This is a genomic window from Mucilaginibacter sp. JRF, assembly GCF_015223065.1.
GTDB lineage: Bacteria > Bacteroidota > Bacteroidia > Sphingobacteriales > Sphingobacteriaceae > Mucilaginibacter.
The window spans coordinates 1-24,469 of the sequence record NZ_JADFBY010000010.1; the positions used below are offsets into that span (position 1 = coordinate 1).

The window sequence follows — 24,469 nt, forward strand, 5'->3', positions numbered from 1 at the left end:
GTGGCAAATAGATTGACATTCCCTCTATTTTGGAAGGAGACGTATGCCGTACTTTCATTCCGATTGCTTTTGCATGGATAATATCTTTTATTCTCTTATTACAGAATAGATAAAACAAAAAATACTTATTGAACTTCTTGTTATTGTACTTTAAAAGACCTAACCGTTGATTGTGCAAGAATAATTTAGATTCAGGAATGAGTATAGGCGTGCCTAACAATCCAGGAGCCTGCTCCGTCATAGCTACGAGAATATCATGCTTTTCCAGAATATATTCGTCGTGTACTTCGCCAACATAGAATTTTTGTTTTTCCACTCTATCCTTATATCCTCCTCTTTCATAAAAATTACCAGGAGTGAGCAGAACATATTTCCCTTTTTCAGAAAAAAACTCACTTTTGAATGCAAAGCCATGTTTAATTTTAATTTCTTCACCAAGCGTAATAGTTTCCCATTTTTTTTCATTGTCAACGGGGTCTCCAAACATTTCTAAAAATTTCATCTTTAGAAATTCGTCTAATAGGTCAATGCTTTGTTCTCTTTTTGAATTAAGAATTTTAGCTTTTTCTAAAACATTTGAAATTTGTTCTTGGTCTTCTAATGAAGTTGGAACATGAAGCTTAAAGAACGATAAATCATTTTTGTTAAAACCTGCCTGTGCCGCTCGAGCTCCAATGTTCAAGATAAAATTCTGGAAGTCTGTTCCCGTCAACACATAATACAAGTAGCGTTTTGAAATTAGTTCTTCATTAGGGATCGTTTTAATGATAGCGACGTTGTATGCTCCGGCTAACCCCGTTAATATTTTTCCAACCGAAGCACCATATCGACCAATCAGAATATCATCTTCCTCACATTTATTAAGTTTTTTTGTGTCTTTTACATAACCTACATGTTCTGCTTTATCTTGGGTATAGTCACGGATTTGGAGCATACGCACAAAACCGTCTCTTGGTTCATTTATCCATTCTTCCTTAGGGGGTTGCGTGCCTCCCTGAAAGTCGCAGAGGTCAGTTAATCTGTATTCTTTGGTTTCCATCAGGCAATCATGTCTTTTAAGGTTTTTAATTCAGCCTGAATGGTTTCTTCCAGTTTTTCCAATTCTTCAAAAATCAACGCAGGGTCTTTATAATCGTTTTCCTTAAATACCTGTTCCTGGTATTTGTTCATGCTTAGGTCGTAGTTGTTTTCTTCAATGTCCTTTTTAGGCACAAAGAAGCTTTGAGCAGTTCGGTCGTTATCAGTTTCAGGATTTCGACCTCTATATTTGGCAATGATGTCTTGTAGGTCGCCAAAATATCTTGCTCCACCTTCTTTGAATTTCTCGGCACGCCTATCGTTCAGCTCGTAACCATCATCCTTCATTTCATAAAACCAGGTGTTTTCGGTAATGCCACCTTTTGTAAAAATGAGAATAGAAGTACTTACACCAGCATAAGGCTTAAAAACTCCACTTGGCATTGTAATCACTGCATTCAATTCAGCTTCTTCCACCATTTTTCTACGTAGTTGGGTAAAAGCTTTACCTGCACCAAATAAGACGCCTTGAGGAACAATAATAGCAGCTACACCGCCCATTTTCAACATCGTGAAAATGCGCTCTACAAAAAGCAATTCTGTTTTCGTGGTTTGTAGTTTCAAGCTTTCGTTAATGTCACCTTTGTCAATACTACCTGTAAAAGGCGGGTTTGCCATCACAAGATCGTATTGCGCATCTTCATTGTAGGTCTTGCTCAGAGTGTCTTTGTAATCGATATGCGGATTATCAATCCCATGCATCATTAAGTTCATTAGACCAAGCCGAACCATGGTAATATCTATGTCATAACCGAAAAAGCTATCTTCCAGAATATGCTTCACTTCTTCTGTTAAAACAGCAGACAGCGTTCCTCTTTCAAAGCCGTCATTGTCTGTGATTAATTTGGATGGGGCCTTCTGACGGACCAAATCACTTAGGATAAACTGATAAGCACCCAACAAAAATCCACCTGTTCCACAGGCTGGGTCGGCAATTCGTTTACCTAATTTAGGTTCTACCAAATCAGCCATCAATTTAATAATGTGTCGGGGAGTTCGGAATTGCCCATTCTTACCAGCTGTTGCAATTTCACTCAATAACATTTCGTATACGTCACCTTGTATGTCCTGAAAGGAATGCCCGCCTTCGTTGGCATCTTTCTCTATTTCTAGAAAAATCAATTCAATTTGTTTAATTGCTTCAACCAACAACAATGGTTTCTCAATAATGAATACCGCATTCGCCATGTGTTTGGTAAATGGTGAAGTACCACCATTTAAAGCTCTGATGAATGGGAAAACATTAAAACGAACATGTTCTAGCATTTTTTCTGCAGGTGCCATAGTTTTGAAAAATGACCAACGCAATTCGCTTTTATCTCTTGGTCGTTTTGCATTTTGTAGAGCAATCTGAATTTCTTGATTCTCTGTAGGATTACCTGATACGTCAATAGGGAAACGCGCCTCGTCAACATAAGGAATGTAATTGCCACTAAATCTAGAAGTATAAGAATCACCTGTAAACTCAGCATCTTTTTCGCGCTTTGATTCCATGTCGTCCAATCGCTTCATGAAAAGTAAGTAAGTAATCTGTTCGATTGCTGTTAAAGGGTTGCTGATACCGCCGCTCCAGAATGTATTCCAGAGACTGTTTATGGTTGATTTTAGATTTGCGTTATTTTGTAACATAAATTTGATGTTATTTCTTACGTGTTAAATTTGTGAGTACTTAAAGATTTCAAGAATCTATTGATTTTTACAGCTTCCTCCTTAGTACATGTTTTATTGTTATGTATTTCAAATTCTGCCAATTGTTAAGAACATAGATTCGTTTTTCGTCATTATTTCGAGTCCCTGTTCCAAAGGGTTTAGGAAGGAGAGATTTCATTCGTTTACGACATGTAACACTTTCTCCAAATGTATAAACTCATTCGTCCTAACAATCTTTTATTTGGTATATACCTGATCCTTTAGGCCCATCAATCAGTCTACAGTTTTCAGGAGATGGCATTGATTTCCAATCTGACCACTCTAGTTTGTCCATTTTAATTTAGGCCGCCAATAACTTTTGAGTTAAAATTAAAATTTCATCAATCTCTTTTGGATTGAATACTCCTCTTATGCCGTCTGGATGAATCATAGTAAATGGTGATTCAATTAAATTGCGTTTTTGCAATTCACCTCTTTCTATTATATAGTTTTTGAGCAAGTCCAAAAACTGCAATTGCCGACTGCTTAAATAGCTGTGTGTTGTAATAAAATCTGTAAATGTATTAGAAACCGTTTCAGGAAACGATTCAAGTATTTCAATCCTTAAAATATGTTTTATAAACTGAATCAACTGCGCTTTTCGGTGGTTGTAAACTCTTCGTAGAAGGTCTATAGTTATATTAGGATGCTCTTCATAGAGTTGTTCTGCTAATTGCTGCGCTTCCACTTCTGAAATTTGCTCACCATCTTTTATCTTCTTTAAAAGAAAATTGGTCTCCGTGAGCTCGTTGATTTTTTCTTCTACCAACTCTTTGTATCTGCTGATACTTACAGATTCATGTTGTGGGCCGAACTCGACAAATTCTCTTTGATTGATAATGTCTTGAAAATTGAATTTTGCAGGGCCATTTGTAAGCGCTGCTGGTTCAATGAATCGCATTAATGGAGATAACTTTTTAATTAGGTCATCATACTTATCTTCGTTGATTGTTAACCAATATTGATTTTTCTGTGCCTGGCGTATCAGTTCAATTTCTTTGGAAACTATATTGATCGATGTAGGCAATTCCGTAATGGTTTCAACAATACCTTCTTTGAGCGTATCATATTTTTCTATTTCCTGATTCAATTTAGCTAATGACACTTCCACAATATCTTTTTCAAAACGCATTGCCTCAAAGTCTTTTTCCGAAATAGTCCTCAATAATGGCTTAACTACCATTCTAAGAAATTCGATTTTATCAGTGCTTAAATAGTTCCAAAATTTTTCATCTTCTAATCGTTGTAAATTTTTTTTTGCATCCATTACCACAATCGAGTTTTGTGGTAATTCATCAATTTGCTTTCTCAGTTTTATAGTCTCACGGGAAGCAATTTCGGTTTCATTGATTTGAATTGATTTTTCAATTTTATCCAAGCGTAAGCCAAACAATCGAACAGGAAGTGGTATTTGTGATTTTAGTTCTTTACCTTTTGGATTGAATTTAAAATATTCAAAATTGTCCCAGCAATCCATGATTAGAAAAACGTCCTTTTCTACACACCAAGGTTTCATCTTAGTTGGTTCTAACAATCGAGTTCCTCTACCAATCATCTGCCAGAATTTAGTGTATGAGAATACTGGTTTAGCGAATACTAAATTCACTAATTCACGGATGTCAATACCTGTATCTAGCATATCCACACTAATTGCCACTCTCGGCATATCATTATGGATGAATTGGTCTAATAATCCACCTTTTCCATAAGCTCTTGGATCATCCGAAACTATCACTTTCGCCAATTCACCCTGATATTGAGGATAGAGGCTGTCGAAAATATGCTCTATCTCCCTTGCATGGCGCTTTCCAACACAGAAGAAAATTGTTTTTCCTGGTAAAACTCCATTAGGGTCTTTGATGCATTCCTCCATGAAGGTTTTTACAATCAAAGCATTTGTACCTCTGTTGCTTACTGTTTTTTCTAACTCAGTTCCTTCATAATTGATTTCTTCAATTTCTTTTCCTTCAAGGATTAACCTTTTCTGGTCTTCAAGCGAAATGGTTCGTTTGCTAATTCCTTCATCTTGGAACTTTGTTTTAATTTTCATCACCTGAAAATTGCTCAGGTAGGGAGGAATATTGGTTACAGCTTCTTCATATGAATAAGCATAAGTTGGAACCCCTTCTTCACATTCAAAAAGTTCAAAAGTATTATGGTCAATAACATCAGTAGGTGTAGCAGTTAGGCCAAGAGTGATTGTATTGAAATAGTCGAGTATCTCTTGATAAGTATTATAAATACTCCTATGACTTTCATCTACAACAATCAAATCAAAGAAATGAGGCGAGAGTAGGCTAGCTTCATCCCTAATTACATTTAACATAGTTGGGTAAGTAGAAATATAAATTCGCCTGTCCTGAACTATTGATTTCTCACCAACTTTTGGCCATCTTGGTTCATTAGGTAAATGTTCTTTAAATGCATCAAGGGTTTGGTCACGCAAAGCAATTCTATCCACAAGGAATAATACTCGCTCAGCCCACCCAGCTCTCATAAGCGACTCAACCAATGAAATGCAAGTTCTAGTTTTGCCTGTTCCTGTTGCCATCACAAGAAGAAACTTTCTTTTGCGTTTCTCCACTGCTTCTAATACCGATCGGATCGCTCTTTGTTGGTAGTCTCTACCAGCGATTTTGGTATTAATGAATTCATTGGATAGTGCCTTTCTCGATTGCCGAAGGTTTTTATATCGTTGTAAATCATCTCTTGTCGGAAAGCCATGAACTTTTCTCGGAGGATAGTTTTCTAAATCCCAAAAGAAGATCTCATATCCATTTGTGAAAAAACAAAAAGGCAAATCACCGCCTAAATTTATTTTTATGTTATAGCAGTATTGTTTGGCTTGTTCTCTTCCTATAGCAGGATCTACAGAAGTCTTTTTTGCTTTTATAACGGCTAATGGTTTTCCGTCTCTGCCTAATAGCACATAGTCACTGAACTGTTTACTAGTGTATAATGTAGCTGGTTCTTGGACAATATCAGTTTGCACGACAATATTAAACTCCTCTATTACTTGAGCGCGGTCATTAAGATTCCAACCCGCTTCTTTTAAGCGGTTGTCAATTATTATTTTCCGTGTGAGCTTCTCGTTTTTCACCTTTATTGTTTAAACTATTTAGACCCAAACCGTATTATTCGGATATAAGTCTTTTCCTACTATTAATAAGCTGCTTAGGCCATATTCTTCATTTTTTAAAATATCTAAGACTTGATCGGCAAGCCAAACAGACATTAGTTCCTCTTCATTTGTATTGAAAATTTTCACTAGCTGTAATACCTGCTGACGTTTCGCTTTTCTAGATCCTCCTTCTATTTTACTATACATAGGAGTATCTATGCTTAATTCGGCTGCAATCTCTCTTTGGAATAAGCCATTTTCCTCCCTTAAATACTTTATTTTTTCTCCAAATCTCATGATTTCCTCTTTTTGACTTGTCTTTTTCTGACAATATTAATTCATTTAGTTAAGATGAGCAAGGTAATGTAATCTAAATACCACTTATTTCGAATAATAGGTCTAGTCGATGTTGTGTCCCGATTGTACGTCTTTGATGACTTCTATTTGGTTTTTATGGCACATTTTCCAAACCTGAAAAGTGCCACAAATGTGCCACAAGAATTTTAAGCGGTTTTGAAAGATTTGAAGATTGGCACAGGTGAAAAGTAAGGCAAAATGCTTTTATTAAGTTATTTACTTCAATTTTTCAGGCTATTTTATACTCGTTGTGTAATTTGATGGATTCGAACCCTCGAACCTCAAAGCGAATCTAATAAAACTTGATTATCAATGAGTTACACAATTTAACCAAGCATAAAAAAACCGAACCCAAAAGTTCGGTTTTTTTCGCGGAGAGAGGGATTCGAACTTATAGCTCTAAACCCGCGTAAACGCTGATTTCTTTCTTCCTAAAAGAATTTCTGCCACAAAATTGCCATAACTTCTTTTAGACCCGCGTCATTTCCACTTTTTCAAGAGGAAAATGGCCTTGGCGGAGAGAGAGGGAAATTTTAGTAGCCCGTAGGGGAATCGAACCCCTGTTTCCAGAATGAAAATCTGGCGTCCTAACCCCTAGACGAACGGGCCATTTTTTCAATGGCTAATAATGGCCAAATAGTTCACTTGCTGAATATTTACATTCATCAAATCACTATAGTAGCCCGTAGGGGAATCGAACCCCTGTTTCCAGAATGAAAATCTGGCGTCCTAACCCCTAGACGAACGGGCCATGATGTAAAAAGAACAAATCCCCTTATTTTGGGTCTGCAAAGATATATCTTTCCAAAGAAAATTAAAATATTATTTGCAACATTTTAAAATTCTTAAATAGCGTGGTAATCGGCACCTTATAAAAAACAAAAACAGCCCGTCGGGCATTGTATATCTACCACCGCTTATGAACAAAACCAGTATAAACGCCGCCCACCTCAAATTTATGCGCATGGCTATAAAATGCGCTGATGATAATATCCGCACGGGTAATGGCGGCCCCTTTGGTACGGTTATCGTAAAAAACGGCGAAGTGGTGGCCTGCACACCCAACTCGGTAACCGCCGATAATGACCCAACAGCTCACGCCGAGGTGAACGCCATCCGCGAAGCATGCAAAAAACTTAAAACGCCCGACTTGGAAGGCTGCGTAATGTACACCAGCTGCGAGCCATGCCCCATGTGTGCCAGCGCCATATACTGGGCACGCATTAACGTGGTGTATTACGGCAATACCAAAACCGATGCCGAGTGGGCTGGCTTTAGCGATGCCTTTGTAACTGATGAATTGAGCAAACCGCTTAACCAGCGCAGCGTACAATTTAAACGTATTGGCGCAAGCGATGCCATACGTAGTTTTGAGCAATGGATGGAGCTGAGCGATGCTGAAAAAAGTGAAATAAAAAACGGAACTCTTTAGTAAATTTATACTATGAAAGCTACCTGGAACGACCAAGTGATTGCCGAGAGCGATGCTACCATCGTGATCGAGAACAACCATTATTTTCCGCCCGAGAGTGTTAAGCAGGAATACCTGCAAGGCAGCGATACGCATACTACCTGTCCCTGGAAAGGCCTGGCATCATACCACACCATTAGTGTTGATGGCCGCGAAAACAAGGATGCCGCCTGGTACTATCCCGACCCTAAAGACGCGGCTGCCGAAATAAAGGGCTATATAGCTTTTTGGAAAGGTGTTAAGGTAAACGAATGAAACAGTATGATGCCATAGTAATAGGCGCCGGCCAGGCAGGTGTACCCTTAGCTAAAAAGCTGGCCCAGGCCGGCAAAAAAACCGCCCTTATTGAAAAGCGCTTTGTTGGCGGCACCTGTGTTAACGATGGCTGCACGCCTACCAAGGCTATGGTAGCATCGGCAAAGGCGGCATATAATGCGGCACATTCGGCAGAGATTGGTGTTACGGTTAATAGCTATTCAATTGATCTGAAAGCGATAAAGAAACGTAAGGATAGCATAGTAATGAAATCGCGCACGGGCGGGCAGGCAGCCGTCGAGAAAACCGAGGGGCTTGACCTGCTATTTGGCGAGGCTACATTTACCGGAGAAAAAACTATCAGCGTAAAGCTGAATGATGGCGGCGAGGAACAACTGAGTGCCGAACTTTTCTTTGTCAACACCGGCGCATCACCTATGATACCTGATATTGAAGAACTTAAAGATGTGGGGTATTTGACATCGACGACTATACTCGATCTGGAAGAAATACCGCAGCACCTGCTCATCATCGGCGGCAATTACATCGGGCTGGAGTTTGGGCAGATGTTCAGCCGGTTCGGCAGCAAGGTTACGGTGTTGGAGCGATCGGAAAGGTTACTACCCCGCGAGGATGAGGATATAGCGCAGGAGCTCACCAAAATACTACGACAAGAGAATATTGAGATACTTTGCAACGCGCAAGCTAAAGGCTTTGATAAAACCGGCTATAACATCACCGCCACTATTGAGCGCGATGGCGAAACCTTTGATGTTGATTGTACCCATGTATTGATAGCCGCCGGGCGTAAACCACAAACTGAAAGATTGGGGTTAGACAAAACCGGCGTTGACGTTGATGACAAGGGCTTTATCAAGGTAAATAACAAACTCGAAACCAATGTAAAGGGTATTTATGCTTTGGGCGATGTTAAACCAGGTCCGGCATTTACGCATATATCTTATAACGATTATACCATTGTGTACCGCAACCTTTTTGAGGGAGAGAATTTTACTACTGATGACAGACCGGTACCCTACTGCATGTTTACCGATCCGCAGCTTGGGCGCATAGGCCTTAGCGAAATGGAGGCCAAAAAACAAGGCATCAATTACCAGGTGGCTACCTTGCCTATGGCCCATGTGGCGCGCGCTATTGAGGTGGGCGATACCCGCGGCATAATGAAGGCCATTGTTGACCCGGATAGTAAAAAGATATTAGGCGCGGCTATATTAGGCGAGCAGGGAGGCGAGATCATGACTGTGCTGCAAATGGCTATGGAGGGCGATATAACTTATGATAGGATTCGCTATTGCGTATTCGCTCACCCAACATATTCCGAATCGCTGAATAACCTTTTCATGTCGTTAGAGAAATAATACTGCATGATAAAGGCCGACAACCTAAGCAAACATTTTGGCGCTGTAAAGGCGGTTGATAACGTATCATTCGAGGTAGCCGAGGGCGAAACCATGGTATTGCTGGGCACCAGCGGCTGCGGTAAAACCACCACCCTTAAAATGCTTAACCGCCTTATTGAACCAAGCGGGGGCAGCATCAGCATCAACGGAAAGGATGTTGCCAGCCAGGCGCCCGAAGAACTGCGGCGGGGTATTGGTTATGTACTGCAAAACAACGGCCTTTTTCCGCATTATACCGTTGCGGAGAATATTGCCATAGTGCCCAACCTGCTAAAATGGGACAAGGCAAAAACCCAAAAACACACTACTGAACTGCTTGAAAAGCTGCACTTATCTCCGCAATATCTCAGCGCCTACCCTAACGAGCTGAGCGGCGGGCAGCAGCAGCGCGTTGGCTTAGCCCGTGCTTTGGTTGCCGATGCCCCGGTGTTGCTGATGGACGAACCATTCGGCGCGCTGGATAATGTTACCCGTACCAGGATACACGCCGAGTTTAAGGCACTCGACGAATTGAAACGCAAAACCATCATAATGGTTACCCATGATGTGCAGGAGGCCTTTACCCTTGGCGATCGCGTGGTTATTATGGATAAGGGGCGCATAATACAACAGGGTACACCTCAGCAATTGCTGTTCAAGCCTGCAAATAGTTTTGTGAGCGATTTTTTGAAAGAACAACGCCTGCAACTGGAACTGCGCACCATAAAACTGACAGATCTTTGGGAGAGCCTGACCGATACCGGCCGTAAAACACATACCGACCTTTTATCGGCCGAGGAAGATATGTGGACCGCTTTGGAAGGTTTTAAATTCACACAGCACGACAATATCAACATCATTAATCAGGACAGTCGAGAGATTAAAAGTGTGAGCTTTGAGGATTTGATGGGCGCTTATAATCAATACAAAAAACAGCATCGCCATGAATGAACAGCAACAAACGTTGCTGGATTTCATGCGCCAGCAATCAGATAAACTATTCTCGCAAACGCTTGAGCATATCGGCTTAACCTTTATTTCACTGCTGATAGCGGTTATCATCGGCTTGCCATTGGGTATAATCATCGCCCGTAAAAAACAACTATCGGGCACGGTGCTGGGCATAGCGGGTGTACTGCAAACCATACCAAGCATAGCCTTATTAGGTTTTATGATCCCCGTTTTAGGTATCGGCCCCAAGCCCGCAATTGTTGCGTTGTTGCTGTATGCACTGCTGCCCATCATCCGCAACACCTACACCGGCATAACCGGGGTTGATGCATCGGTAAAAGAAGCAGCCGTGGCTATGGGCATGAGCAAATGGCAGATTTTAAAACAGGTTGAACTCCCGCTGGCCATGCCGGTTATTTTGGCCGGGATACGTACTGCTACCGTAATAAACGTGGGTGTGGCTACCCTGGCCTCATACATCGCGGCTGGTGGTTTGGGCGAGTTCATCTTCGGCGGCATATCGCTCAATAACACCAACATGATTTTAGCCGGGGCCATACCTGCCGCTTTGTTGGCTGTATTGTTTGATTTCCTGCTATCGCGGGTACAAAAGCTCAATTTCAGAAAAGTGAGGGTTGGCACCTATGCCCTGCCGGTTGTTATCTTGCTGTTGGCATCGTTTTACTTTATCCCATCAGCTTATGGTGGCAAACTTACCGCGGGCTTTACGCCCGAATTTATGGGCAGGCAGGATGGCAACCTCGGTTTGCGCGAAAAGTATGGCTTGAAAATACACACCATAGTAATAAACGATGCCGTGATGTACAAAGCGGCTTATGAGGAAGAACTCGACGTGATCAGCGGGTATTCAACCGATGGTAGGCTTAAGGCTTATAATCTGGTGGTTTTGGAGGATGACAAACACATCTTCCCACCCTATTATGCCGCGCCTATTGTGAGCGAGGCTGCGCTCGCCAAATTTCCGGAGCTGGAAAAAACACTTAACCTGCTGGCGGGTACCATTACCGATTCCATCATGACGGAGCTGAATTACCGTACCGATTACCTGCACCAAACACCCGAACGGGTGGCAAAGGATTTTTTGGAATCGAAAAACCTGTACAAACCCGCACGCAACGGTAAGGCGGGCATTATCCGCATCGGCTCAAAAATATTTGGCGAGCAGTATATATTGGCCAATATGTACGCCATGCTGATAAAGGGCTATACCAATTACGACGTATCCACCAAAACGGGACTGGGCGGCACCAAAATATGTTTTGACGCGCTCACCAATAACCAGATAGATTTTTACCCCGAATATACCGGCACCGGCCTGTTAGCTATTTTACAGGCTCCCACCCAAACCGTAAACAAATTAATTAGCGATAAAGAGCGCACTTACAATTATGTAAAGGCCGAATTTAATAAGCGCTATGGCATAAAATGGCTTACACCCATAGGGTTTAACAATGCCTACGCGCTAATGATGCGACAAAAACAAGCCCAACAATTAAATGTTAAAACCATAACCGAGCTGAAGAACCACCTTGACAGCAATAAATAATGAATTTAGCACAACGTTACCAACAAATACGCCAACATACCGAACATATCTGTAGTCCGCTGCAAACTGAGGATTACGTAGTTCAACCCATTGAAGATGTTAGTCCGCCGAAATGGCATTTGGGGCACACCACCTGGTTTTTTGAAACTTTTATACTGAAGCCTTATGTATCGGCTTATAAGGAATACAATAGCGAGTACAATTACGTGTTCAATAGCTATTATGAAAGTGTAGGCAACCGGGTGATTCGCACCGACAGAGGCAATCTGAGCCGCCCTACGGTTATCGATGTTTACAGCTATCGTAAGTATGTTGACGAGGCCATGTATCATTTTTTATGTGCTGACATTTCGGCCGAAGTGCAGGAGCTGGTGATACTGGGCTTTAACCATGAGGAGCAGCATCAGGAACTTTTGTATACCGATATAAAATACATTTTAGGGCACAATCCGTTGTTCCCGGCATACTCGCATGAATACAAGGTTCCGCATCATGAAACATCGGCAGATAATAGCCTTATCCAGATGCCCGAAGGCATTTATGAGATAGGCTTTGAGGGCGATGGCTTTTGCTTTGATAATGAACTGAATCGCCATAAAGCTTACCTGAATGCGTATCAAATAAGTCCGAATTTGGTTACCAATGCCGAATACCTTGAATTTGTAAACAGCGGCGGTTATCACGATTTCAGGCACTGGCACTCCGAGGGCTGGGGTTGGGTGAATAACAATAAAATAGAGGCACCTTTATATTGGTATTTAATTGACGGGCAATGGCATCACTATACTTACCACGGGCTTGAACCTTTGGATATGCACGGCCCGGTTACCCACATCAGTTATTACGAGGCCTATGCCTATGCCTCGTGGAAAGGCATGCGCCTGCCAACCGAGTTTGAATGGGAGGCGGCATCTATCAGATTTAACTGGGGCCAACGCTGGGAATGGACAGAAAGCTCGTACCTGCCCTACCCTGGTTTTGCCAAAGCGCCGGGAGCCATTGGCGAATACAACGGTAAATTTATGGTGAACCAAAAGGTATTGCGCGGCGCATCAGAGGTTACGCCACCGGGGCATAGCAGGGCAACTTATCGTAATTTTTTTCAAACCAATTTGCGCTGGCAATTTACTGGCATACGCCTTGCGATGTAAAACCAAAAAAATCATCAACCACCATGATACTTACACCTACCGCACCTGAAAAACAAACCGCAAGCCAATGCAGCCAGTTTATGCACGATGTATTGACGGGGCTGAGCGCCAAGCCTAAACATCTGCAATCAAAATATTTTTATGATGAGCAGGGCGATAAGCTGTTTCAGGATATTATGAATTGCCCTGAATATTACCTTACCGGTTTAGAGATGGAGATATTCACCCAGCAAACCGAGCTTTTGGCCAATGCCATACGCGAGAGCGGCGAACCATTCGATTTGATAGAGCTGGGCGCGGGCGATGCCACCAAATCCATACACCTGCTGCGGAGGCTGGTTGAACAGGGTACCGATTTTGAGTACATGCCCATTGATATATCGGGCCATGTGATCAGCGAACTGGAGGCCAATTTGCCCTCCAGCGTACCCGGCCTTAAACTTACCGGGCTGGAGGGTGAGTATTTCCAGATGCTGGAGAAAGCATCGGCCATATCAAACAGGCGCAAGGTGGTGATGTTCTTAGGGTCGAACATTGGCAATATGCCGGTTAGTGACGCACAGGCTTTTTGCGTGGAGATACGCAAACATTTATCAGATGGTGATATGATGCTGATGGGCGTCGACCTGAAAAAGAATCCCAACATTATTCGCGCGGCTTATGATGATAAGGGTGGTATCACCAAGGCCTTTAACCTTAACCTGCTTACCCGCATAAACCGTGAGCTGGGCGCTGACTTTGACCTGGAGCAATTTGACCATTATTGCAATTACGACCCCGAAACCGGGGCTTGCAAAAGCTACCTCATCAGCCTGAACGAGCAGGTGGTGAACCTGCATGGCAAAAGCATCCGTTTTGAAAAGGATGAGTACATCTGGATGGAGATATCGCAAAAATATACCATTGAGGAGGTTGACGAAATGGCCATACAAGCGGGCTTTACCCCCGCCGGTCATATTTTTGACAGTAAACATTGGTTTGTTGATGCTGTACTTATAGCCGGTTAAATGCTATATTAGCCTCAACAACATCATCATTATGGAAAACTTCTCGTTAAAAGGCAAGGTAATTATTGTAACCGGCGGTACCGGTGTTTTAGGTGAGGCATTTGTTAAGGGCATTGCGCAGGCGGGCGGCATTGTGGGCATATTAGGCCGCAATGAACAGGTAGCTACCGAGCGTGCCGAAGCCATCAAACAATCGGGTGGCGAAGCTATAGCTTTGGTTGCCGATGTATTGAACGAGGCCGACCTGATAGCCGCGCGAGAAACCATACTTGGCGTTTATGGCCGTATTGATGGTTTGGTTAACGGCGCGGGAGGCAACATGCCGGGCGGCGTTGTACAACCCGAAGACGATATTTTCAGCATGAATTTAGATGGCTTGCGCCAGGTGCTTGATCTTAACCTATGGGGCAGTATTATCCCTACACAGGTATTTGGCCAGGCCATGACTAAGGATGGCGGCAGCATAGTCAACATATCATCCATGACAGCTAAGCATGTTGTTACTAAGGTATTGGGCTACAGTATTGCTAAGGCGGCTATTGATAGCTATAACCAATGGTTCGCGGTTGAGGCGGCTAACCGTTATGGCGATGCTATCCGCATGAATGCCATTGCACCCGGCTTTTTCCTTACCGAGCAGAACCGCACGCTGCTTACCCAGCCCGATGGATCATACACCCTGCGTGGTAACCTGGTGATACAAAACACCCCATACAAACGCTTTGGCCACCCTGATGAACTGGTAGGCGCATTGATCTACCTGTTGAGTGATGCCTCAAGGTTTGTTACCGGCACTGTTATTAATGTTGATGGCGGCTTTTCGGTATTCAGCGGGGTTTAATTTTTATTTCTCGGCCTGAATGCTGTACAGGTAATCAGTTGGCGACATGCCGAACTGCTTTAAGAAGTTACGGCCAAACTGGGTTTGTGAGCTATAACCCACCATGTCAGATATTTCGTAGATCTTGAACTCACCCTCGCTAAGCAACTCGGCGGCGCGTTTTAAACGGCCAAGATTGATCAGCTCGTTCGGGGTAAGGTCTGATATGGATTTGATCTTACGGTAAAGTGTAGGGCGGCTCATGTTCATCATATCGGCCAGGTGCTCTACATCCAGATCCTTGTTGTCCAGATTTTTCAGGATCAGATCGTTCAACTTCTCCAAAAACAGCTCATCGGCACGGTTATGGGCTATGGTTTTTATATGCGCCAACGGCGATTTGGCAAAATATTGCTTTACTTTATTGCGGTTACGCAGCAGGCAGGCCACCTGTACCTGTAAATACTCGGGCGAAAAAGGTTTTTCAATATAAGCATCGGCACCAATTTCCAGGCCCTCAATTTTTGATTGCAGCGTATTTTTAGCGGTGAGCAACACCACAGGGATATGCCCCAGCTCAAAATCATCCTTAATAGCGTTGCATAAGGCAAACCCATCAAGACCGGGCATCATTACATCACTTATCACCAAATGTACTATCTGCTCGCGCAAAATATTGAGCGCTACTATACCATCAGGAGCAGTAATTACCCTGTACTTCTCGCTCAGATCTTCGGATACGAATTCCAGAATTTCCTCATTATCATCCACGAGTAATACAACCGGCCTATCAACGCTAACATCATTAGGTTGGTAAGCAGTTACGCTTAATGTTTTTTCCATTTTCCGCTTAGGTTAAACTCAATTAATTGGTGTACAGGCAGTGTTAAAGCAAATATATTAAAACCATTCACATATCCAAGCAATTCAATACGGCCTTTATGCAGCTCGGCCAATGCCTTTGATATGGACAGACCAATGCCCGTACCCGGTTGCTTACCATTATCATCAACTCTGAAAAACGGCTCAAATATTCGCTGGTTCAGTTCTATTGGCAGGGGCGTACCATCATTACGCACTTCAATGGTAAAGCTGTCATCAATAGCGGTAACCGGCATTAATTCCACCTCAACCTCCTGCCCGCCATACTTTATGGCATTATGTATAAGGTTGCTTATAATTTTGGTTATACCTTCAGGGTCAACATAGGCGTGTAGGGCCTTTTCGGGCAGCAGCAGCTTGTAACTCATATCGCGCTGCTCGGCAGCCAGCTGAAAGCCGATAAAAATATCGCCAAGCAACTCGCTTATGTTCACATTAACAAAGTTGAGCGAAAAGCCTTTGGCCTCAGTTTTCCTGAAATCAAGCAACTGGTTGGTGAGCGATAATAAACGCCCGGTATTGCGGTCAATAATACGCAGGTTCTTTTCAATATCAGGCACTTCACCGGCCTTTTTCATCACCTTTTCCATTGGCCCCTTTATCAGCGTGAGCGGTGTGCGGATCTCGTGGGCTACGTTAGTAAAAAACTCTATTTTGGCCTCGTATACCTCGCGCTCCTTTTCATTCTCAAATATCTCCATCTGCCTGCGGTGCTTGGCCTGTAACCGCGCGTTGTAACTACTGATGAGCCATACCATTACCGACATGAACAATAGCGTATAAACAAGGTAGGCGGTATTACTTTTCCAATACGGTGGCAGCACTTTAATTTGCAGGCGGGCTTCCTTATTGCTCCAAATACCGCTGCTATTGGCGGCCTTTACCCTAAAGGTGTACGATCCGGCGGGCAATTCGGTAAAATAAACCTTGCGGTTACTTTTAATATACGTCCACTGGTTATCAAGGCCATCCATCCGGTAGGCATACTCAAGGGTACTGGGCGAGGTATAGCTTAGCGCCGAAAAATCGATACTGAATGATGAACTTTTATAATTCAGTGTAAGATCATGCGTAAGCAATATCGAGCGCTTAAGCGGCGAACCCTCCTGCCCGGCCACCAGTTCGCGGTTATTAACCTGGAAGCCTGTAATGTAAACCGGCGGCACTACGGTGTTGGTAATAAACTCATCGGGTTTAAAACTGATGAGCCCTTTTACCCCGCCAAAATACATTTGCCCGTTTACATCCTTATATGCCGAGTTGTAGTTGAACTGATCAGTAAGCAGGCCGTTAAACTTGGTGAATACCCGCACCTTTTCGGTGCGCATATCAAAGCAAACCAGGCCTTTTGATGTGCTTATCCACAATTGCTTGCGCGCATCCTCCAATAGGCTGTACATCAAATCGCTCGGCAAGCCATCCTTTACGGTGAACTGCCTTATCCGTTTTAACTTACGATTGTATTTGAACAAGCCAGATTCGGTAGCTATCCATATATTACGATCAGTATCCTCAAAAATGCCCGTTATCCGCAACCGCGACATATCTATCTTCATATCGGGCAGCTTAACAATGCCGCCGCTGCTGCCATCGGCATTGAGGTAATAAATGCCGTTTCTGAAAGTGCCCGCCCAAATGGTGCCCTCGCTATCCTGCATCAGCGCTGTGTAGAATGCCTTGGGCGGCATTTGCCCGATCAGGTTAAAATGATCGGCAACACGATCATACTTATACAAACCAGCCGGAGTGCCTATTAATATATCTCCGGCGGTGGTTTTCATCATACAAAAAATAAAGTTGCTTTTAAGCTGATGGATGCCCGGCCCCGCACTGTAATGGCGAATCACTTTTTCAGTCCGCAAATCCATCACATCCAAACCATGCTCAAAAGTGCCCACCCATAACTCATTGCTATCAACCAGCAAGCCATGCAGGTTGGTGTTGGCAATGCCGGAGCGCTTATCGCCGGGGCCATAATTGGTAAAACGCCCTGTTTTGGGATTAAACTTATTCAGACCTGCATCCTCGGTACCTATCCATAGGTTACCGGCTTTATCACGACATATTTCGCGCACGGCATTGCCGCTGATGGAGTTTTCGCCCACGCGCGGAAAGTATTTTTCGAAATAGGTATATTTGGCCTGATAATAATTAACACCGCCAAAATAGGTACCCACCCAAATACCGCCCTCCCGATCTTTACAAAAGGTATATACCGCGTTATCAGCCAGTGAATAAGGGTTATTATATTGCTTACGCAGATTGATCAGCTTTTTTGAGCCCTCAGCATAAATGTATATGCCCGATTCGGTAGCGATCCAAAGCTCATCGGGAGAGGTACGCAGAAAATCGCGCGCGAAGATGTCGGTACCGTTCTCGTTACGGGTTAGCAAACCAACCGAAGTATGGGTGTGGGTATTGAATACCTTAACCCCCTGGTTTGAAGTACCTATAAGCAAACGACCGGGCCCATCGCTGCTTATTTTTTCGATATAGTTTGATACCGGTACATTTTTACCGCGCCCAAAAGCCTGATACCCTTTAAACGTATCGGTACGATCATCATATTTTTGCAGGTAGTTATTAGATGATGATACCCACAGATCGCCTTCGGCCGACCGGCATAATGCCGTAGCCGAAAACAACCGGCGATATGATTTGATGGTACGCTTTTTCAGATCATATTTATATAACGACAAGCCCGACACTATCCACAGATCATTTTTATGCCTGATAACGCTTTTGATGGATTGCACGGGCGTATTGGGCGAAAAGATGAATTGCTCATTATCCGAATCGTATCGATACAAGCCGTTCTCCGTACCTACCCATAGCGTGCCGCTTTCATCCTCGTGCAGGGTTGATATAAAATTGCTACCCAGCGTGTTTCTATCAGCCGGATCGTTACGAAAGGTTTTGAAGCTGTAGCCATCAAAGCGGTTAAGGCCATCCTTAGTGCCAAACCAAACAAAGCCGCGCTTATCTAAAATACTACAGGTAACGGCGTTGTTTGATAAGCCATTTTCAACCTGGTAATGGGTAAAGTAATGCGATTGTGCCCCGGCTGTAAAGCCGGCCACAATAAGGCATATCAACAACAATAGTTTAACTCTCAACCGGCTTTTTAATTGATGGCAGTATCAAATATAGTTATCCCAAACAACTATTTACGCCCGCAAACGCAACAATTTGAGATGATTTGAAGAAATAATGATACAAATAAGCAAACTGCTAAGTGTTTAAATAACTCATATTTGAAATAACCATTACAACTGCCTTCGGGTAGCCAATTAAATTAATTTTTCATCACTAAAACATACTTAACGTATGTTATAAACAAAAAAGCTTTGCAGGTATGTATCACATATCCCGCAAGGCTTTTTGTGTATTATAATATTATTATATACTATTTTAATATTTTAGTGGAACCACGCTTAACCAGGTCGGCAGGTATTTGCATTTTTATTTCGGATATATCCAGCTTATCATCATTTAAGCGCGACAATAGCAGATCAATGGCCGATTTGGCTATCTGATAGGTGGGTTGCTTAACCGCGGTTATTCCCGGCGGGTATAGTTCAAACAGCTCATTATCATCAAAGCTTACCATGGCAATATCATCAGGAATGTTTAGTTTAAGCTGATTAATGGCCTGTAAACCCATTGAACCAAGGTAGTTGGTACTAAAGAAAACCGCGTCGATCTTTTTATTCTTTTTCAGGAAATCCTTGATAAACGTAATAGCTTCTGTTTTATCGCTACCGAAAGGTATTTTAAGGATATTCTTTTCGTCCTCTGTTAGTCCGCCCGCCTTAACGGCATCGAGGTAACCGCTTTTGCGCTCCTCCAGTTGCACCAGGTCAAGATCGGGGGTTATGTAGGCTATATTTTTATATCCTGAAGTGATCAGCGAGCGTATGGCATTAAAAACGCTGTTATAATTATCAACCAGCACATGTGGTATATTCAGCTCAGGGAAATACCCATCAATTAAAACCACGGGCTTGCCATTGTTCATGATGGTTTCAATTTCATGCTCCAAACCTTTCATCGGGGTAACAATATACCCGTCAACTAATTGATTCGAGAGCATTTTTATTACGTTTTTACCCGTTTGCACATTGTTGTTGGTGCTACAGTAAATAACGCCGTAACCTGCTTTTTCGGCTTCTTCCTCAATTACCTTGGCCATAGCGCCAAAAAAAGGACCGCCAATGGTTTCAACTATCAAACCAATAACCTTTGATACACCGGTACGCAGGCCAACCGCCATACGGTTGGGTTCGTAACCGTTTTTCATGGCCACGTCAAGCACCTTCTTCTTTATCTCGCTGCTAATGCGCCCCTTACCGTTTATTACAAATGATACTGTGGTAATTGATGTATTAGTAAGCTTCGCGATATCCTTAATGGATATCTTCTTTTTATTCTCGGCCATTTCGATATAAAACTGTAATAAATGGTTTAGCCTTGGTTAGCGTTATTATTTTGCAAGATACTTTTTTAATTAATAATGCGATATTAATAATGATAAGTGTAAAAATAACTTTTATTACATCATAAGCAATATCCATATAATATTTACTCACTCGTTGCCCCTATCATTGTGAAAGCCTCCGCAGCTGAACCAGCCGCGCCAAAGTTGTATTTACGGTACCTAAACCCTATATTAACGCACCCTATTGGCTGGCGCAAAATGAATATCTTACCCAAACTTAACCGTTTCGATCTGTCAATGATCGTTATCAGCCTGGTTATAGGCATGGGTATATTTGCCACCCCTACCGAAGTTTCACAAAACCTTACCAATCCTTACCTCTACTTTGGGGTATGGATATTCGGGGGATTGATAAGCCTGTGCGGAGCCCTCACTTTTGCCGAAATTGGCGCGCGTTACCCCGCAACCGGAGGTTTTTACAAGGCATTCTCATACAGCTTTCACCCGGCAGTGGCATTCATGATCAATTGGATACTGGTGATCAGCAACGCCGCTTCAGTAGCTGCGGTTACACTGATTGGCGCACACTACATTGCCCCATTGATAATGCCGGGTAGTTTGCAAAACTCCTTATGGGTAAAGATCATCGCCATATCGTCGGTACTGATACTCTATATTATCAACCTGCGGGGTATAAAAATGAGCGCGCAAACCCAAAATATGCTTACCCTGTTTAAAATAGCCATTATACTGGTGATATGCAGCGCCATTTTTAAAACGGATATCCCGAAGCTGCAACCTGTGATAGTACAGGGAGATTACAACACCTGGTCGGATATTGGGATAAGCCTCATAGCCGTGTTTTTTACCTATGGTGGCTACCAACAAACCATAAACTTTGGTGGCGACAGTATCAATGCCAAAATAAACATCCCCAAGGCTATACTTACCGGCATGTTTGTGGTGATAGCCTTATACCTGCTGATAAACGTGGCTTATTTTAAAGTTTTGGGCATAGCGCAAATGCAGCAAACCCCGGCACTGGCCGCGGTGTTGGCCGGGTCGCAGTTCGGGGCAACGGGTTATAAAATTATTTCGGTGCTGATGTTTGTATCGGTACTAACCTTTGTAAATGTGAACATTATGGCCAACCCACGTATTTACTACGCCATGGCCGAGGATGATATTTTACCCGCCATCTTTAAAAAAATAAACCCGAGAACACAGGTGCAGGAGTTCGGGCTTACTTTTTTTGTGCTGATAGTGCTATGCGTGTTGTTGTTTGTCGATTCATTCCACAGCATTATAAGTTATGTAATGTTTTTTGATACAATAGGCCTTTCAACCGCGGCGCTATCGGTATTCATACTACGTAAAAAAACCAGGGAGCTGAAATTGCCGGGCATATATTCCACTAAGCTATACCCGATAATTCCGGTGATATTTATAATTACCTACTGGCTTATTACGTTATTTATTTTCATGAAACATCCTGTGGCGGCAGCCGTATGCATAGGTATATTTGCACTTGGCTTGCTTATTTACTATATTACTAAGCACAGGCGATCAATCAATTATAAAACCTAATCACTCACAATAATTTGTTATGGATCTCTCTTATATTTTAAACGAGCTTGGCGAAGAACGCGATCAGTATTACAACGCGGTATCGCCGCCGGTAATGCAAAGCAGCAACTTTGCCTTTAACACCGTGGCCGACATGCGCAGCGCCATGAGCGATGAGTTTGACGCTACCCTATACTCGCGCGGGCAAAACCCAACGCTGAATATTCTGCGTAAAAAACTCGCCGCGCTTGATGGCGCCGGGGATGCCCTGCTTTTTTCGAGCGGTATAGCTGCCATCAGCACATCGGTTTTGGCATTGGTTAAACAAGGCGACCATGTGGTATGCGTAGAAAACCCATACAGCTGGACGGACAAACTTTTCAGACATCTACTGCCCAAGTTTGGGATAAGCACCACATTTGTTACAGGCACCGCGCTTAGTGATTTTGAGGATGCCGCCAAACCAAACACTCGGCTTATTTACCTGGAAAGCCCTAATACATTTACTTATGAGTTGCAGGATCTGGAAGCTGTAGCCCGGTTTGCCAAGGCGCGCGGCATTATCACCATTATTGATAATAGTTATTGCACCCCGCTATTTCAGCAGCCTATAAAGCTGGGGATAGATCTGGTGGCGCAATCGGCCACTAAATACATTGGCGGCCATTCGGATGTTATGGCCGGTGTGGTTACAGGCAGCTGTGAGCTGATCAGGCAGATATTTGAGCACGAATTCATGAACCTAGGCCCGGCACTATCGCCGCACAGCGCATGGCTGTTGCTACGCGGATTGCGTACCCTGCCATTACGCCTGCAACGTAGCTTTGAAAGCACACAGGTTATTACTAACTGGCTGGCACAGCACGATAATATCGATACCGTTTTATGGCCTTTCAGCACCACTTTCCCGCAGTTTGAGCTTGCCCACGAGCAAATGCAGGGCTGCGGCGGACTGTTCAGCATCGCCCTTAAAAATTCGAGCTACGCTAAAATTGAGGCTTTTTGTAATAGTTTACAGCACATGCTGATAGCCGTATCGTGGGGTGGACACGAGAGTTTGGTAATGCCGGCCATCGCCTCCATACCACCCGAGAAGTATGATGTTGATAACCCGAGGCATCAATACATCCGCGTATACATTGGTCTGGAAGAACCTCAATACCTGATAAACGATATGCAGCAGGCTTTAGAAAAGGTAAAATTATTAGAAACCGTTTACAGCTAATTTTTAGCCGTAAACGGTAAAAGGTTTTATTGTTTTTTGAATGGCTGCGGCGCTACGTAAATAGTGCCGTTACCCATCATGGTTTTGCGGGTATAACTTTCAATTTTTCCTGCCGCGTTACGGTTAATGTACATTCGCGAGCTATTTGGCGCGATGTTAGCATTCAGTCCGTTGATCACCAATACATCAGGCTTTACTTCCTGCAATACAAATGTTTCAACCGGTTTGCCGGGTACACTGTATTTGTAAATCAACCCACCTTTACCGGCAGTTATTGATACATTGTTTTGGTATTTGCCTATCAGCTCGCCGTATTTGCTTTTCATGTTAACGGATTTGTTGGTGGCCATAGCCGTGTTATCTATAACCCATTGCGCGCCCTCGCGGGTAACGCTGTCTTTACCGTTTTTAACAATATCTTCCAGTATCAGCTTGCGGGTAGCTAATAAGGCATCGCCTTTGCCGGTATTAACATCGGGTATAACACCAGTGCCTTCCCAACCCACATTAGTACCCGGACCAACCACCATTTTGAATGGCGTGAAAACTATCAGGTTATTCTTCAACGCTACATAAGTACCCGCAATGCCAGCCCCGGCGGTAGTATCGCCCACTATGGTAGCACGGTTAAGCTTTTGCATGGCATAGGCAAAACCTTCGGATGCTGAACCTGTACCACGACCTACCATCAGGTAAACCTTGGCATCGGGGTTGCGCCTGCCCGGTACGTAGGCGTAGGTCCACTCCTGCTCATCCTGCTTACGGTCTTTATAAAAACCGTTCAGGTAAAATTGCTCGTGGCCGGCATTGTAAAAGTACGACGACAGGAAACGCCCCATTTGCCCCGTACCGCCCGGGTTATGCCTTATGTCGATAACAATATATTTGCTGTAAGCAGCCATGTTCATGGTAGCGGCAGCCATCTCGAATGCTTCCTTTGAACCGTAGAACGGTCCCGGCGCGTCGATATACGCGGTTGAGGTAGCGCCATCTATCTCCACCTTTTTAAAACCATAGTTGGCCCGGCGTTCTGAATCATCCTCGCGGTTACGGCCACCTTCGGCACGGGGTTCGGTCATGTTTTTATATACCTGCTCGTTACGCATAACACGCAGGTGCACATCCTTATGAGCCTTGTTCAGATCCTCGGTTAAGCGCGAAGCCAGTTCATCCTCACTCAAATTATTATAACGACCGGCTGCTTCGGCCTTTTTAAGCGCTTCGCTATGCTTTGCGCTTATCTCCGGGAAAGGGTATACATCAACCAGCTTATCGGCCAGTTTGGTAACTATCTCATGGCGATCGGCCTCGTTAACGGTTTGGGCTATGGTGTGCTGCGTAAAGCCCAGCATACCCGTAGCCAGGGCGGCCATGGCAAAATGCTTTTTTAGTAGGGTTGTATTCATATGTAATTGTGATAAATAATATGTTTAAGGTAAAGATAGAAGATTTTTGATAAATCGTTTTTTCAAAATTACTTTAGTTCGATATT

General features: G+C 43.3%; 18 protein-coding genes and 2 tRNA genes. 10 read left to right on the forward strand and 10 right to left on the reverse strand.

Annotated features, from left to right (window positions below):
- From IM792_RS18570 to IM792_RS18595, 6 genes are all read right to left on the reverse strand, one after another.
- Nucleotides 1-1,039 (reverse strand): restriction endonuclease subunit S (locus tag IM792_RS18570; RefSeq protein ID WP_194103410.1); only part of this gene is annotated, 1,039 nt, incomplete at its 3' end.
- Nucleotides 1,039-2,706 (reverse strand): type I restriction-modification system subunit M, encoded by a 1,668-nt coding sequence (locus IM792_RS18575; protein ID WP_194103411.1) that lies wholly within the window; start codon nucleotides 2,704-2,706, stop codon nucleotides 1,039-1,041. The genes IM792_RS18570 and IM792_RS18575, both read right to left, overlap by 1 nt.
- Before the next feature lie 361 nt (nucleotides 2,707-3,067).
- The gene (locus tag IM792_RS18580) at nucleotides 3,068-5,866 is read right to left on the reverse strand and encodes a type I restriction endonuclease subunit R (RefSeq protein WP_194103412.1); all 2,799 of its coding nucleotides are present in this window, start codon (nucleotides 5,864-5,866) and stop codon (nucleotides 3,068-3,070) included.
- Nucleotides 5,867-5,884: 18 nt separating this feature from the next.
- Complete coding sequence (locus tag IM792_RS18585) at nucleotides 5,885-6,184, reverse strand: helix-turn-helix transcriptional regulator (RefSeq protein WP_194103413.1); 300 nt, start codon at nucleotides 6,182-6,184, stop codon at nucleotides 5,885-5,887.
- 597 nt (nucleotides 6,185-6,781) lie between these two features.
- Nucleotides 6,782-6,853 (reverse strand) — tRNA-Glu (locus IM792_RS18590).
- A gap of 70 nt (nucleotides 6,854-6,923) precedes the next feature.
- A tRNA-Glu gene (locus IM792_RS18595) sits at nucleotides 6,924-6,995 on the reverse strand.
- Between the two features lie 168 nt (nucleotides 6,996-7,163).
- Between IM792_RS18595 and IM792_RS18600 the strand changes: the two genes are divergently transcribed.
- The 8 genes from IM792_RS18600 to IM792_RS18635 are packed head-to-tail and all read left to right on the forward strand — an operon-like array spanning nucleotide 7,164 to nucleotide 14,887.
- Nucleotides 7,164-7,676, forward strand: coding sequence for a nucleoside deaminase (locus IM792_RS18600; RefSeq protein WP_194103414.1), 513 nt, complete (start codon nucleotides 7,164-7,166; stop codon nucleotides 7,674-7,676).
- 12 nt (nucleotides 7,677-7,688) lie between these two features.
- Nucleotides 7,689-7,970 carry a DUF427 domain-containing protein gene (locus tag IM792_RS18605; protein WP_194103415.1) on the forward strand — a complete coding sequence of 94 codons (282 nt, stop codon included), beginning with the start codon at nucleotides 7,689-7,691 and terminating at the stop codon, nucleotides 7,968-7,970.
- Nucleotides 7,967-9,349 carry a mercuric reductase gene (locus tag IM792_RS18610; protein WP_194103416.1) on the forward strand — a complete coding sequence of 461 codons (1,383 nt, stop codon included), beginning with the start codon at nucleotides 7,967-7,969 and terminating at the stop codon, nucleotides 9,347-9,349. Before IM792_RS18605 ends, IM792_RS18610 begins: the two co-directional genes overlap by 4 nt.
- Before the next feature lie 6 nt (nucleotides 9,350-9,355).
- Nucleotides 9,356-10,321, forward strand: coding sequence for an ABC transporter ATP-binding protein (locus IM792_RS18615; protein ID WP_194103417.1), 966 nt, complete (start codon nucleotides 9,356-9,358; stop codon nucleotides 10,319-10,321).
- Entirely contained in the window at nucleotides 10,314-11,888 is a 1,575-nt protein-coding gene (locus IM792_RS18620) for an ABC transporter permease/substrate-binding protein (RefSeq protein ID WP_194103418.1), read from the forward strand. The genes IM792_RS18615 and IM792_RS18620 overlap by 8 nt, the downstream gene beginning before the upstream one ends.
- Entirely contained in the window at nucleotides 11,888-13,039 is a 1,152-nt protein-coding gene (gene egtB, locus IM792_RS18625; protein ID WP_194103419.1) for an ergothioneine biosynthesis protein EgtB, read from the forward strand. The genes IM792_RS18620 and egtB overlap by 1 nt, the downstream gene beginning before the upstream one ends.
- Nucleotides 13,040-13,062: 23 nt before the next feature.
- Entirely contained in the window at nucleotides 13,063-14,046 is a 984-nt protein-coding gene (locus IM792_RS18630) for an L-histidine N(alpha)-methyltransferase (protein ID WP_194103420.1), read from the forward strand.
- Between the two features lie 31 nt (nucleotides 14,047-14,077).
- Entirely contained in the window at nucleotides 14,078-14,887 is an 810-nt protein-coding gene (locus IM792_RS18635; protein WP_194103421.1) for an SDR family oxidoreductase, read from the forward strand.
- Nucleotides 14,888-14,890: 3 nt separating this feature from the next.
- On the opposite strand, the gene IM792_RS18640 is transcribed toward IM792_RS18635, so the two are convergent.
- From IM792_RS18640 to IM792_RS18650, 3 genes are all read right to left on the reverse strand, one after another.
- On the reverse strand, nucleotides 14,891-15,709 hold the full coding sequence (locus IM792_RS18640; protein ID WP_194103422.1) for a response regulator: 819 nt from the start codon (nucleotides 15,707-15,709) through the stop codon (nucleotides 14,891-14,893).
- A complete protein-coding gene (locus tag IM792_RS18645) occupies nucleotides 15,694-18,864 on the reverse strand; it encodes a sensor histidine kinase (RefSeq protein ID WP_194103423.1) in 3,171 nt (1,056 codons plus the stop codon). Before IM792_RS18645 ends, IM792_RS18640 begins: the two co-directional genes overlap by 16 nt.
- A 290-nt stretch (nucleotides 18,865-19,154) precedes the next feature.
- Nucleotides 19,155-20,186 (reverse strand): LacI family DNA-binding transcriptional regulator, encoded by a 1,032-nt coding sequence (locus tag IM792_RS18650; RefSeq protein WP_194103424.1) that lies wholly within the window; start codon nucleotides 20,184-20,186, stop codon nucleotides 19,155-19,157.
- 258 nt (nucleotides 20,187-20,444) lie between these two features.
- Here IM792_RS18650 and IM792_RS18655 point away from each other — a divergent pair, with 258 nt between their 5' ends.
- Entirely contained in the window at nucleotides 20,445-21,773 is a 1,329-nt protein-coding gene (locus IM792_RS18655; protein ID WP_194103425.1) for an amino acid permease, read from the forward strand.
- 19 nt (nucleotides 21,774-21,792) lie between these two features.
- A complete protein-coding gene (locus tag IM792_RS18660) occupies nucleotides 21,793-22,977 on the forward strand; it encodes an aminotransferase class I/II-fold pyridoxal phosphate-dependent enzyme (RefSeq protein WP_194103426.1) in 1,185 nt (394 codons plus the stop codon).
- Nucleotides 22,978-23,003: 26 nt separating this feature from the next.
- Here IM792_RS18660 and IM792_RS18665 read toward each other — a convergent pair whose 3' ends face one another.
- Entirely contained in the window at nucleotides 23,004-24,383 is a 1,380-nt protein-coding gene (locus IM792_RS18665; RefSeq protein WP_228085263.1) for a S41 family peptidase, read from the reverse strand.
- Nucleotides 24,384-24,469: the final 86 nt, after the last annotated feature.

Excerpts from the sequence above, each read along its gene's own strand:
- IM792_RS18640 (WP_194103422.1), bottom strand. The coding sequence starts at position 15,709 with ATGGAAAAAACATTAAGCGTAACTGCTTACCAACCTAATGATGTTAGC.
- IM792_RS18655 (WP_194103425.1), top strand. The coding sequence starts at position 20,445 with ATGAATATCTTACCCAAACTTAACCGTTTCGATCTGTCAATGATCGTT.
- egtB (WP_194103419.1), top strand. The coding sequence starts at position 11,888 with ATGAATTTAGCACAACGTTACCAACAAATACGCCAACATACCGAACAT.
- IM792_RS18600 (WP_194103414.1), top strand. The coding sequence starts at position 7,164 with ATGAACAAAACCAGTATAAACGCCGCCCACCTCAAATTTATGCGCATG.
- IM792_RS18665 (WP_228085263.1), bottom strand. The coding sequence starts at position 24,383 with ATGAATACAACCCTACTAAAAAAGCATTTTGCCATGGCCGCCCTGGCT.
- IM792_RS18610 (WP_194103416.1), top strand. The coding sequence starts at position 7,967 with ATGAAACAGTATGATGCCATAGTAATAGGCGCCGGCCAGGCAGGTGTA.
- IM792_RS18585 (WP_194103413.1), bottom strand. The coding sequence starts at position 6,184 with ATGAGATTTGGAGAAAAAATAAAGTATTTAAGGGAGGAAAATGGCTTA.
- IM792_RS18615 (WP_194103417.1), top strand. The coding sequence starts at position 9,356 with ATGATAAAGGCCGACAACCTAAGCAAACATTTTGGCGCTGTAAAGGCG.
- IM792_RS18635 (WP_194103421.1), top strand. The coding sequence starts at position 14,078 with ATGGAAAACTTCTCGTTAAAAGGCAAGGTAATTATTGTAACCGGCGGT.
- IM792_RS18660 (WP_194103426.1), top strand. The coding sequence starts at position 21,793 with ATGGATCTCTCTTATATTTTAAACGAGCTTGGCGAAGAACGCGATCAG.
- IM792_RS18605 (WP_194103415.1), top strand. The coding sequence starts at position 7,689 with ATGAAAGCTACCTGGAACGACCAAGTGATTGCCGAGAGCGATGCTACC.
- IM792_RS18620 (WP_194103418.1), top strand. The coding sequence starts at position 10,314 with ATGAATGAACAGCAACAAACGTTGCTGGATTTCATGCGCCAGCAATCA.
- IM792_RS18650 (WP_194103424.1), bottom strand. The coding sequence starts at position 20,186 with ATGGCCGAGAATAAAAAGAAGATATCCATTAAGGATATCGCGAAGCTT.
- IM792_RS18575 (WP_194103411.1), bottom strand. The coding sequence starts at position 2,706 with ATGTTACAAAATAACGCAAATCTAAAATCAACCATAAACAGTCTCTGG.
- IM792_RS18630 (WP_194103420.1), top strand. The coding sequence starts at position 13,063 with ATGATACTTACACCTACCGCACCTGAAAAACAAACCGCAAGCCAATGC.